Below are 12,913 nucleotides of genomic sequence, written 5' to 3'. Positions count from 1 at the left end.
AAATAGCCAATTTCAGATTGTAAGTAAGCAACATACGATCGTACATAAGCTATTAGTACACCATATTAGGCTACTCACGTTCTAAAGTAGGCTAGTGACGAGTCATAAAAGGCAATTGATACAAATAGAATGAGTAAAGGAGCACTAAAAAAGGCGAGTGATGATGCAAAAAAAGCTATGGATACTATGAAAAAAGCGAGTGATAATGCATAAAAAGTTAAGATTGAAACATAAATGGTTAGTTGCGACCTGGCAAACCTTAACACTGGAATAGCTCAAGGAGCCCAATTTATAATCCCCCAGGAATGTGACTTGATTCCTTGAATCAACCGGCTAAAAGTAAAGTGGTATAAAATGCAAAAAGGTCCATCATTGCTGATGAACCTTTTTTGCGGGCTGTAGGTTACAACTTTCGAACCGGTTTGCGACAGAACTCCATAATATAGTAGACTTTTCCAATAAGTATTTTCCGGAATTTCAAAAGACAACTTAAAAAAGAATCCTTGACAAGTAATGGGGATTCGGTTCGAACAAAATATTTTGTCAGACGAATAACGCCGAAATACGAGATAAACAATGAGCTTTTATATTTTTAGTCACCTTCTGTTCGCGGCTTGACGTTAATAATTAATCGATAAATATTATCTTCAACAATAAAACAACAATCAGCTTCGGTACGGCGTGACAAAATGCTAATATCTTGCCATCGCAAATACCGATTCGTTAGCAATAATTTTTTATGGGAGCACCATTCTCTGACATAACATTATATACTCCGACTCCATACAAAAACGACACACCTGAATATTGGGAGGATATTTCATTAAAAAATTATGTAAGTGATTTGTATGTTCAGAAGATGAATGGTTATAAACCTCCTAAAACTACCAGAATAACAATCCAACCAGCCTATCATAACATTTGGAATCGGACATGGAAAAATGGATCAATAGTTTCAATTGCTCCTTTTTATAGCCATGACGAATATGTTTCTCTTGATAGGAAAGGAAGATATAAATACATTCTTGACATAATTCAAACAGCAACAATTCAATTAAGTGACGAATACGGTTGGGACAGGACAGTTTTCGAAAAAGCGTATATCGATATCATTGAATGTGATTTTGAATTTAAAATAGTATACCCGGCAAAAATGTCGAGAGATAAAAAAAGGATAGGCCAAGTTATAATCGAAAAAAATGAGCAAACAACCACCTTGAATTTATTATTAAAAACTGGTGATAGTACAAAAACAGTCACACTTTTTAAAAATAGAAATTGGTTTTGTTATGACATTGCTTACGAAATGGCAAAAAATACTAAATGGTTAGACAATAATACATTCGGCATCTTTTCAAAAAAAAGTGACAAATTTGGATATTACTCAATACCTGACGATGTTATAATTGGGAAACTGGATTTTAAAGAACCTGATATTATAATCTAACATAAACAGCTGTTACATTGGTTTGTCTCTATAGCGGGTATCCTAATGCAATTAAAAAAAATAGCCTCGCTAAGCAGGCTATTCTATCTTTAATGATTAGCAGGATGTTTTGATATTGTCTTTGTAGGTTCAATTACCACTATTCTGTTTGAGTATTTATTATTCATGTTCACCTCCTTTGTGTTTTTTTGTACCTGCTCAATGACAGGGGAATTATCGAATAATGAAACAACGGATTCTTTCACATGTTTACCATAATAAATCGTTAAACCTAAAAAAAACAATACTACAAAGACCTTTTTCAATCTACTCCAATCCTGCCTCCACCTTTTGGATGCAAAATCGACAGCCAGCCATAATTGGAAATTTTTAACCGCGCAATTCGGCATCAATTCATTTACCCACTTATAACTAACGTGATGTAAAGGTACCAAATATAATGACCCTTTGCAAATGGCCATCTTTAATATATCCAATCACCGCGGAGGCCCTATCTCAATTCAATTTCCTGCTCGCTTTGGATCAAAGGAAAAGAAAAAGTTATAAAATCAAAAAGCAGCCGTCTCAAAAATATGAAGTGTAAATTTCGGCGAAGGTGGTTCTTCGTCAGGTTTGGTGGTTAACTAATCTTTTCCTTAAAAGTTCAAAACTAGCCCTGCCGTACATTTGACGCTTGATTATTTTTAACTTATTAACCATGCCTTCTACCGGACCATTACTCCATGGCAATTTTACACCATTTTCGATTGCTTCGAAGTCAGAAAGCAATCCTTTTGCAAATCCTTTGATTTCTTTTACGTTTGAGGATATTGCATTATTAATCCAGACACTCAACATTGAGCAGTCTTTTTTCTTGAGCATACTTTTGAATTGCCTTATGAGTTTTGCAGCCCTTTTTATTTCTTTGCTTTCTGCACATAGGGTATCAATAAACATCTTCTCGCTCTGTGATAAACCTCGTCTATTTAAATAAAAAAGATTGCTGGCTTTAGGCGGCACCCAGAAAACTGTTGACAATTGATGTTCTGTATTCTTTGTTTTTCTTTCTCGCAGTTTTCTGATGTTTTCATAGCACATAGTTACCGATCCGTTATAACCCATCTCTTTAATTTTCTTTAAGATTGCTTTTGTTTCAATAGTTGGGTTTTCAACCAGCATTTCTCTTACTAATTCATCGTATAAGTGCATATTGGTCATTGTTGGTGACCTCTTAGGAGGCAGAACGTCAAACGATTTCCACTTTCTGATAGTGATTCGTGTTACACCCGTATCCCTTGCTATTTTTTTAATACTATTACCCTCCAAAAGCATTTGCTTCACTAGATAGAACTTTTTAGCTATTACACCCTTATCAATTATTTCATTTTCATTTTCTACACCGGACAGGGGTTGTATTTCGCTATGCGCTTGAGTTTTCTTCCTTTGTCTGGCCGCTTTTAAAATGATAACATTTCTATCCAATGCTTTTTGCATAGCATCACCTAGGTTTTTAAGCAGATGCCAGCGGTCTGCGACATGCTTAATGTGTGGAGATGCATTTTTTACACCATTGGCAAAGTTACCGTACCGGTCTCGACTTACAATTTCAACACCAGGGTGTGCTTTTAGCCACTGCTCTACTGAATGAGTTTCTCTATCAGGCAACAAGTCGATTATCTTTCTTTTCTCAAGATCAACGATAATTGTGCCATATCGAGATCCCTTTTTAAAAGCCCAGTCATCAATACCCAATACTTTTGGAACAGTATTTTGCTCAAGGGGTTGTTGATGTATTAATCTGATTAAGGTTGAACTACTGGTCGGGAGATTCATTAATTGACATATTCGCACTCCTCCATTCCCTCCCATTAACGAAGCAATTTTTAAAAACTTCTCATTCACTCGTTTTGTAACTGTTTTACGAGTGACTACATGCTCTGGAAACCTTTCTGCAAATACTTTTCGGACGCAACTAACATTGAGGCAATAAAACTTTCTTGCGTTGAGAATTAACCAGGTTTGACTACCTACCATTGGCAAATCCATAATCTTTCTTGTATAATAGCTGTGTATACGGGAGCTCAAGTCATTACATTCCGGACAATTACTTCCGGGTTGTTTACTGTTGACATAGATTAACACCTTCCCATCTTTCTTTTCAGCATTAATCACCTGGAACATTTCCGATTCCCCAAACATTAATTCATCATATGGCATTCCATTCGTTTGCCGAGATTACAAACTTCTTATTACATTATAAAAGAGTCGCGTTTAATCAACACGACCACCAAGCCTGACGAAGAACCACCATCACCGAAATGAGGGGTTACCATAAACGTATTAGGGGGTTATCATGTTCCGTTATCTACATATGAAGCAGATTTTAACTCGCTTTGTTATCCTTTGCGTGGAATAATTGGGGTGATAATATATGATTATTTTATTATAACATTTCGAGCCCACTAATTATTTGATAGTCAAAGTTTATTTCAAGGAGGAGTTAGTCACGTGGAAATATTTCGAACACAAAAACGCCTTCAAATCCAACGACTTGAAGGCGTTTCTACTTACCAGCGGACCGGACGGGATATGTGCGGCCGTTATATCTTTAGGAAAATCAGCGCTTTAATTTTTAGGTCGATTTTTTGGTCGATTCAATGAGCGAGGGTGGCTTATTCTTACCTGGGTTGGTTCAGGTTGACGTTGGCTTTACGAAGGTAGGCTTAATTTTATACACTTTTATTGAGCTTTTACATTAAGTCTACGATGACAGTACTATTAAGGTTACGCCACCACAAACACCAATGCAATGTTGTTAGAAATCAATTGTAATAGTCAATCTTTCTTTTTATCTTTTGACTTGCCGCCTTTCTCATCAGAGGCTTTGATTCTATCCATCCAAGTTATGGAAGAAGATTCTAAGTCCAATGTAGGAAAGCTAGTTAACGTAATTGGCTTGATCTTGTCCAACCAAGATAAATCCGGAACTTTAAATCCAGAAGTATCAATGATGGGAAGCTTTAATTTGTTCAATGCTTCAGTTATAAACTTCAAATCTGGCTCTTTTAATTTCAGCTCTTTAATTTTCTGCTCTAATTGTTGTATAAGGGTATCTTTTTCAGTTATAGCCTGCCTATGTTTGTTTTCTTTTTCTTGGAGTTCTCTTTTTAGATAAGAAATATATGTCCCCATTTCATCTGCACTCCCTGCCAACCTATTTAGAATTAATAGAAACTGGCCAAATAGTAGATTGTCTTGATCGTAAGGATACCGAATTGTATGGTCGATTTCACTCCAAGCCTCTTCAAATATTGTTCTCACCTGAATTTCAGAAAAATAAGTCTTCTTCGCTGGTTTTGTTTCTACTATATAATGAACAGAGCGATATCCAAACGGATGCTCTTTTAATTCACAGCCTGCTTCTTCAAACTTTTTTTTATATTCTGCAGAATCTCCTTCTCTAAAATTAGCAACTGGAATTTCTTTCAGGTCCCAAGTTGCTGTTATAAATTCATGTATAGAGTTCCATTGCTCTTTAAACAAGTGAAGAGCTCTCACACCGATTAAGTCTGTTAGTTCAGTTTTGTAGTTGTCTATTGTAATTACTTTCTGAGGATCTTTTATCCGTTTCCTGATAACTTTTTCAACTACATGTTCAGCATCTTTTATTCTATACCTGACTGAGTGTACATCAGCCACCTTCATTAGGTTATTGAAAATATAAATTGCTGAGGCTTCAAGCTTCGGAATTTCCTTACAGTAGTCTAAATATATCTTATTAAGGTCTTCCCAAACGAGAGTTGTATCCTTAAAAACTTTAATGTCAATATTATATTTTTTTAAAAATTCTTCTTGTTTAACTACTGACTTCATGTCGTTTTATAATTTTTATCAATTCTTTAATATAAATAGCTTTTTGTTCTTTTAATGATAATCAATAAATTTTGTTACATCCCATACAGGTTAAACCATCTTAAAAATCTAAAGCATTTTTTGAACCTCATCATATTCAATAGAGGTTGAACTGAATATTCGCAATAAGCCCTCTTTGTTAATTTCCTTTAATTTACCATCTTCTATATTTAAATAGCTGCGACCGCGGGCATACACCGACAGAGCAGTATGACGTGATAAACCGATATTCTGCAAGGCAATCACCACTCTGTTTTGGGTTCCATATTCCAAAAGATTTGCCCAATTCTCACCAGCATGGTTCTCACCGAGGATATTGAGAAGTACCTGATAATAATGATTAAAATACTTTTCTAATAAAAACCGCAGAACATGTTCAATATCATCGATAATATTTTCTATCACGATATTAATATGTTGTACATTACCTTTTTCGAAAGGCACATACTCATTATAATTAACTTCAATCTTGCTACTGTTAGTGCCGTAATAATCAATAGACTGTTGGATAATCTGACTCAAGTTAAATCCTTTAATCCATTGAGTCATTAGAACCGCATAATAGGTGAGACTATTCCTATTGCGTAACTTTCTTTCTGCTGTTGACCAATTATAGAGTTCGTAGAACTTTTCAAGTAATGCTCTGCAAGTTTCGTAAAACCTTTCACTGTTACTGCTTGGAAGCAAAATATTGACTCCCATTCTGTGATCGTCTGACAGTTGGTTATAAACCTTTTGCTGGATAGTAATGCTAATCGACGGGTTTCCATTTAATATGCGGAATGGCACATTAATATTTTGTCCCTGCCATTGTGCGATCTGAATGATTTTCTCCTTTTTTTCCTGAATTAATTTGTTTATGATCGGACTTTGATATGTTGACTTAGTTTGTAGACTGTCTATAGAAATAATATTTGCTATATATTTTAATACCTCTTTCTCAATTTGTGAACCAGATATCTCCTGTTCCAATAAAAGTCTCTCAATTTTTTTGAGATTATTGTCGATCCTGGAAATTACCGTCGGTGTAATGGCTATCGCTTTTTTTTGTAAGATTACATCCTTATTATCCCAATTACAGTCCTCATGCCGTATGCAATAAATATTTCCTGACAATTCAACATTTAAACGACCTGCACGCCCTACCAAATTCCAAAAATCAATATCCTCCAGTTTGTTTAAACCATTTTGGTTATTAAGTATAAAAAGGTTTTTTGTTGGCATATTTACACCTTCCAATAAGGTTGAGGTGCAGAATACATATGACACCAATTCATTTTTATATAGATGCTCAATTAGATTTCTGATTAACTGTGGTAGTTTTCCATGGTGATAAGCGACCTTTTTTGTTAATAAATCCGCTAGATAATATTCAGGGTGCACATATTCTCTGATTTGAACAATGGCTTTGACAACTTCGGAATGCAAATTGACTATCATCGAACTCGAATCAGCAAATGTTTTGGCTACATTGATTGTTTTTTGCTTGCTATTATTATAGATTAAGTTATTCTGGCCGTTACCCATTAATGTAATAACGTCGTTAACGGAATTAAAACGACTGTCAAAAGGAATAATTCGATTTTGAGTCGCGTTCCGTTGGATTGATTCAACCCGCTTTTCCAATAAATCTATAAAATAGATATTCTGCGTTACTGGTGACTCCTCAGTTTTGAAAGTACTATCACCTATATTTCTGTTAAATAAGTCGAGGAACACCTCAGGGTTCGATACATTAGGTGAAGAGAAATAAAGCTTTAGATTGCGACCGAATTTTAACAGCGCTTTTTCGATTGCACTATAAGTTGTAACACTCCGTGTATCTTTTAGCTGTGCAAGCTTATGCGCTTCGTCGACAAACAGGAAACCCACTGGCGTCTGCTGGTCATTGGACAAAAATGATATTAGTCGTTCTGGCGTAAGCACCATTATATAGCTAAAACTCTCTTCCGTTAACTCAGTTACACTGGAATTTGTAATGATTTTATACCTATAGTTCCGAAGATCTGCATCCAAATCTTTTTTTAAATCCAGGGCAAATTGATTTATCAACGCCCTTGTAGGCACGAGTATTACCATATTTTCACATGGTATATTTCTAATGATACTCTTAATAAAACACTTGATAACAAAAGACTTACCCATAGATGTCGGGCCGGAAAAACTAAATTGAGTGCTTGAAATCAAACGAGAGAAAAGCTTGTATTGTGCATCAGTAAACACATACCCATCTTGATTCGGTACCGCTTGTAAAATCTTTTTTGATTCCATCTCTAACAAACGCTCGAAGGGTACCTCTGCGGAATTCCCGTTTCTGGTCTCTAGGTAGTTAATCGCCGGAAAGTTGCCGAGTTTCGAATAAACTGTTTTAGAAACAGTTTTATAAAATGGATTTTGCGCAAATGCAGAGTTCAAATGGGTTATAATCTGGTAGGCGTATTCGCGCGCGACAACATCGGACGAGTTCGACAATAGATCGGCATATTTCAAGGAGTCTTTTAGCTCTTTCGCCGACAGCAATTCATTATCAGTCAAATTGCTATTGAAATCAAATTCTTTTGAAGCATAGAGTTGTGCACACTTATCCACTAAACTATAAAAATACGGTTCATGTAAAATTTCGACAGTTAGTTTATCTATTAGTGCCTCCATCATTGCGCAAGTCTATTTAGAATTTCCACTCGGTTAACGGTTAATTCACTAAAAGGTATAATATAAACGTAAAAATTATATCCGGAAAAGTTCTGCTTTCTGATTTGGTAATTTATTGTAGATAGGTTATCTTCTATTTCTACTTTAATTCGCTCCCTAATATCTTTCCTAAAATCAGAATTAGATTTGCGTTTCTCTTCAGCAGTTATATTTATGTTGAAGCCCAGAAAAATCCCAAATGAATAGTCAATGTTCGTTTGGTCCTCCTGAGCACTTGGCAGAAGTATCTTTTTTAGAAACTGATAAGTATTATCATCAAACACTTCTTTGACAAGTTGACTATTGACCAGATCAATCTCAAAAAACAACTTGTTTTTACGGTTTTCTAGTAGTGTGGCAATTGACGAAAACGCTTCGTAGATGCCTTTCGAAAGATCGGCATGTAGCTTAGACTCGCCAAACAATACCTGGTAATCACGGCTGTTCACTTTTAATAAATGTACTCCATCCGCCCCATTAACATACATTTGATTGGACGTCTTTATTTCGAGCTTACTTAGTATTTTTGGAGCGTCTAAATGACATTCTAACAGGCAATACAAAAGCAATTCACCTAACTCACCGCCCTCGTTTTGACCTGCTCTTGCACCGGCATCTTCTTTCTCAATATACTCTCTAAGTTTTGCCTTCGCTTTTGTAATTAAGGTATTTAACTGATCCTTTTGTTTTAGAGTTTCCACTTCCGACCTAGATAGTGCGAAATGATATAGTTTGTTTCCCAATAATTCTACTAATTGCTCATAAGCGAATTGATTATTAATGATTCTCAATGTAAATACGTTCAATTTATTGCCATTCTCGAGTGAGTAATTTGAAATATCGGAGTAGAACAATTCGAGAAAATCCTGTTTTATAGAAGTTTGAATCATTGTTTAGGGAGTGCTTATTTGAGATCAAACTTGTTGACTTTTATGTTAGTACATTTAGGGACTTTAAGATAAATAAATTTCATTTAATGTGAAACCATTAACCGGTTGATATGAATTAATTTTTCTAACTTTAAGTAGAAACCGTTAGTATATGCGAAGAGTGAATCTGAGGAATATGACATCCTTTATAACGAGGGAACACACATTAAACATTACAACCATAAGATCGCTATTTATAGCGGAACATGAGAAACGCCTTAAGTTAAATCCCACCTGGAATTTTAAGGCTACCCAAATATTGGTAATCGGAACTTATTGGTTTAGAGAGGTTTTGATACATTTTGGACTAATTATGACCATTAGCGTACTACTAACACTAACGTATTATAATAGCTGGCGCCCCATGCTTCCCGCTATTTTAATTGGTGGCCTTCCTGCTTTATTTAGCCTAACGGCATTTATTTATTTGCCATCATTCTATTATAATTTCCTTCCAAAACTTGAGGTGGTTTTGGGGGAACAAGAAAGATTGGTTGCACAAGTACAGGAACCAACCAAGTGCAAACGATCGCAATTTCAAGCTCCTACGCTAATAATTATATATTATGTCAAGTGCAAGCTTAGCGCCACACCCCTTCTCCCTGCCAACGATTCATCGGCAGAACTCCTAAACAAGCTTTATGGATCAGACAAGGACAAGTTAAAACAGAACCTTTCTAGGTTGTATAAAATATCTAGCCTTTCAGCCAAGGAAAGGGCCGAAATGTTAAAGGGAATTGTAAATACAGGTGGCAATCCTATATAGTGATCCGGATTATTTAAACAGTAGGTTTTGAGTTGATAAACCTGACACGTTGATTGAGCTGACAAGTTCTTAGGTATTCAATTCTATCTGTGCTTTGGCTTTTATCTTTAGCCTTCTGTCCATTCCTCTGATTAAAAGTATACACAACCCCGGGTAACCATCTACCCAATTGATAGCTCGGTACAAACGACCGGGTATTTCTCTTTTTAGTCGGCCATTCCGATTTTAGTTTTGCATACCGGTGATAATTATTTACAACCTGTCGCCCTATGAGATGACCAACTTTGTTTGAATCGTACCATTTAGGAATTCAAAAAACTAAAAAAGCAGGCCTCTCGACCTACTTTTATTTGACTTATTTGACTGCCTTCGTTAAAACTTCGGCGGTTGATGTGACCCGTCGGTACATTTTTTGAGCCATTTTATACATGATTTGGAGAAATTAGAAAAATTGCCTAATATATAAATAATTAATTATTAATTAATTACGGGAAAAGTATTTAATATTAAGGAATAGGTACAACTGCATATTTAAAAAACAGTTCCTTGCCGAAAAAAACGGCCGCAATTGCCGTGAATTCCTGCGCACCTCCCCCTTTCAATTCATACGAGTATTTCTTTATCTGCACTTGTTCGAGTGCGGATTGGAGTAATTGTTTCACCACCGGTTCTTTATTACTGTTAGCGCGTTTTACTTCAAAAATTAACCCCTTATTACCCAGGATGTACGGCCTTAAACAGATGTCAAACCGGCCGAGCCCCACCTCGCGGTTGGAAGAGAGTTCATACTGGTGTGCGAAAGCAGAGAAGATGCCCACCAAAAATAAATGATATACCTTTTCAGGATCCTTTCCGCCAACATCGTGCGTACTGAGTACCCGCATCGCAAATTCCTTCAAATCTGCGCAAAAACAATCTATTTGATCCGTCAGCAAAAATCCCAATAGCCTGCCACTAGAGATTCGGGAATTGCTATCCGCCAGAAATGTACAGATGAGCTCATTGGTGGCATCTACGCGCTCGTGTTCCTTCAAGGCGCGGAAATGAGCAAGTTCTATATCTAAAAATTCAATCAAGCGCATGAATACCGACTCCCATAACTGGTCTTTTTGCAACAAAATGCCCTTTTGAGCTTTTAATAAATACGCACCCTTTTCTAACTGAAGGTCCATTTTCTGTAATTGAATCTGTATATCATGCTTCATGCTCAGAAAAATCATTTCATTGCAATCGAATAAAAAGAATTTAACAACCGCGATCAATTGGCCCTGGAGTTTGAATCGAGTAAACTCAATGGCTGTCCGATGTTTACTCATTTTGCTTTCGTCCCATTGTGCCAAAGCATTTAATTCATACCAGATTGAATGTAACGCGCCAATATTTAGTTCAATGCCTTTGCCCCACATCGTCAGGTCTTTGTCCTCAAAAAGCGGTGTTCTGGCAAATTGTCTAACCATCGGCGATGGTTGAGCACTGCTTGGGTGTCGATAACTTCCTTTATATTGTGTAAGTATAATTTAACGAAAATGACAGGAAAATCATTTGGGAATCTAAGTATGGCAGAATGCAGGACTGCATCAGATGCAATACTATCCGAAGCCAATAAACACTGGGAAAACGCGCAGGCAGCCGCTACACATCAACAGGACTATGGGTATGCGATTTCGATGATGATTATCAGCAGCGAAGAACTGGTGAAAGGAACGATTTTGTTTTTAGATAGCCTGGGCTTTAAGCTACGCAATCTTAAAGGTATGAAAGCCTTATTCAAGTCACATACCATGCGTTACCTGGTAGTTTATATCATGTATGCCATGGGCTTGCTCATGGATGAATTAAAGGGTTTCATTTTACTACTTCAATCCAATCCTACCCTTATCATGGAATGGATGGTGATGTACAAAAAAGACGATCCGGATTTCACCCGCTTGTTGAAGTACTACGGAATTAAAAAAGTCAACCAGTTTAAGCGCGAATTTCACTGGTTTAGCAAAGTAGATAAGTTGCGCCAGAATGGATTTTATTCTGACTACGATGAGTTTCTAATTGTCCCATCGGACCTTACCCTGGAGGATTATAATCACGCTAGGGAACGGTTCAGTAAAGCCAAGGATATATGTATTGGCCTCATAGCGTCTATCCGGGAAGGCAACCCAGAATTCAAAAACTTTATTGAGCAAACGATGAACGACATGAAGACCAAGGGCCGGTACACATCGATCGAAAATTGGCTTGAACAGTTAAAATCATATAAGAATGACCCGTTTGCATTGACGTTGGCCTATCTAAGCAACCCGCATACATTCCAGCAAACTACTGTTCCTCCTTCCAAACAAACACCGGACTAAACGATATTTGCAGATGCCTGACGAAATGTATTGATATTGGTTTCCTATTTTGGTTGTACAATTATCAAACATTAAAACAGTACTTGTTGTGGATACCGTTTTCGCTGTTCAAGGATTTCACCCGTTATATGTGTACCTCCGAGTAGTTAATGGCTCATTCATGCGAAAAGATTTTAGGTTACATGATATGGTTTGATGAGCCTAAAAGAAAGGAAGGTTCTGAGGCGGATTTAAAAGGGCCAGAATACTAAAGGGTTGGAACCCACCTGTCCTTTGCCACACCGGGCTCTGACTAAGCCCACCACCTTACGGTAGCCAAATGCGAAAAGACATAAGTAGGCCCAACCCTATAGTGCAATATAAGGATTGGGCGCTTTACTTACCTCGCATTTGGGAATTAGTAAGATTCGTGTGGCGAGCCTCGTAAGTACCCTGTTTTACTTGAAGTACTTCATTCAAGAATACGTTAGTACACTAAATTTAATACAAATAATGACATATTCGTCATTAACCAGGTAATTCTTTATTCACATCTTGACTCATATATGAGCCAGATAAGAGATAATAAATTATTACAGAAAATAGCGATTGTCATCAAGGAATTACGAGAAGAAAAAGGAGTATCTCAGGAAGAAGTGTATAATGATATAAATATCCATATTGGCCGGATTGAAACGGCGAAGGCAAATCTGACGGTTAGCACATTAGCGGCTTTATGCAAATATTTCAAAATTACCTTATCTGATTTTCACAAAAAGATTGAAAGTTTATAAATTTAAGCATATTGATTCAGCTAAAACTAACTGAACTTCAATATTTCCAAATTGATCTAATTTCATTA

Annotated in this window: 9 protein-coding genes; 4 read left to right on the top strand and 5 right to left on the bottom strand. The window is 36.4% G+C overall.

Translation table 11 applies throughout. From position 1 onward, the window contains the following. The first annotated feature begins 739 nt into the window (after positions 1 to 739). A complete protein-coding gene (locus tag FAM09_RS26585) occupies positions 740 to 1,447 on the top strand; it encodes a hypothetical protein (RefSeq protein ID WP_136580205.1) in 708 nt (235 codons plus the stop codon). Between the two features lie 606 nt (positions 1,448 to 2,053). On the opposite strand, the gene FAM09_RS26580 is transcribed toward FAM09_RS26585, so the two are convergent. The 4 genes from FAM09_RS26580 to FAM09_RS26565 all read right to left on the bottom strand — a co-directional run bounded on the left by FAM09_RS26580 (position 2,054) and on the right by FAM09_RS26565 (position 8,919). Beyond that, on the bottom strand, positions 2,054 to 3,643 hold the full coding sequence (locus FAM09_RS26580; protein WP_136580204.1) for an ISL3 family transposase: 1,590 nt from the start codon (positions 3,641 to 3,643) through the stop codon (positions 2,054 to 2,056). A gap of 618 nt (positions 3,644 to 4,261) precedes the next feature. Further along, positions 4,262 to 5,299, bottom strand: a complete 1,038-nt coding sequence (locus FAM09_RS26575; RefSeq protein ID WP_136580203.1) for a RelA/SpoT domain-containing protein — start codon at positions 5,297 to 5,299, stop codon at positions 4,262 to 4,264. Positions 5,300 to 5,407: 108 nt separating this feature from the next. After that, the gene (locus FAM09_RS26570) at positions 5,408 to 7,993 is read right to left on the bottom strand and encodes a DEAD/DEAH box helicase (RefSeq protein ID WP_208025662.1); all 2,586 of its coding nucleotides are present in this window, start codon (positions 7,991 to 7,993) and stop codon (positions 5,408 to 5,410) included. Then, entirely contained in the window at positions 7,990 to 8,919 is a 930-nt protein-coding gene (locus FAM09_RS26565; protein ID WP_136580202.1) for a HamA C-terminal domain-containing protein, read from the bottom strand. Before FAM09_RS26565 ends, FAM09_RS26570 begins: the two co-directional genes overlap by 4 nt. Positions 8,920 to 9,094: 175 nt before the next feature. On the opposite strand from FAM09_RS26565, the gene FAM09_RS26560 reads away from it, so the two are divergent. Further along, a complete protein-coding gene (locus FAM09_RS26560; protein ID WP_136580201.1) occupies positions 9,095 to 9,724 on the top strand; it encodes a hypothetical protein in 630 nt (209 codons plus the stop codon). Positions 9,725 to 10,230: 506 nt separating this feature from the next. Here FAM09_RS26560 and FAM09_RS26555 read toward each other — a convergent pair. After that, the gene (locus FAM09_RS26555; protein WP_136580200.1) at positions 10,231 to 11,181 is read right to left on the bottom strand and encodes a PD-(D/E)XK nuclease domain-containing protein; all 951 of its coding nucleotides are present in this window, start codon (positions 11,179 to 11,181) and stop codon (positions 10,231 to 10,233) included. Between the two features lie 69 nt (positions 11,182 to 11,250). Between FAM09_RS26555 and FAM09_RS26550 the strand changes: the two genes are divergently transcribed. Together FAM09_RS26550 and FAM09_RS26545 are read left to right on the top strand one after the other, a co-directional pair. Then, complete coding sequence (locus FAM09_RS26550; RefSeq protein ID WP_136580199.1) at positions 11,251 to 12,072, top strand: AbiV family abortive infection protein; 822 nt, start codon at positions 11,251 to 11,253, stop codon at positions 12,070 to 12,072. Positions 12,073 to 12,617: 545 nt separating this feature from the next. Next, on the top strand, positions 12,618 to 12,845 hold the full coding sequence (locus FAM09_RS26545; protein ID WP_136580198.1) for a helix-turn-helix domain-containing protein: 228 nt from the start codon (positions 12,618 to 12,620) through the stop codon (positions 12,843 to 12,845). Positions 12,846 to 12,913: the final 68 nt, after the last annotated feature.

The organism is Niastella caeni (assembly GCF_004834005.1).
GTDB lineage: Bacteria > Bacteroidota > Bacteroidia > Chitinophagales > Chitinophagaceae > Niastella > Niastella caeni.
The sequence above is the reverse complement of the archived record's forward strand: the minus strand, read 5'-3'. Positions and strand labels throughout refer to the sequence as shown.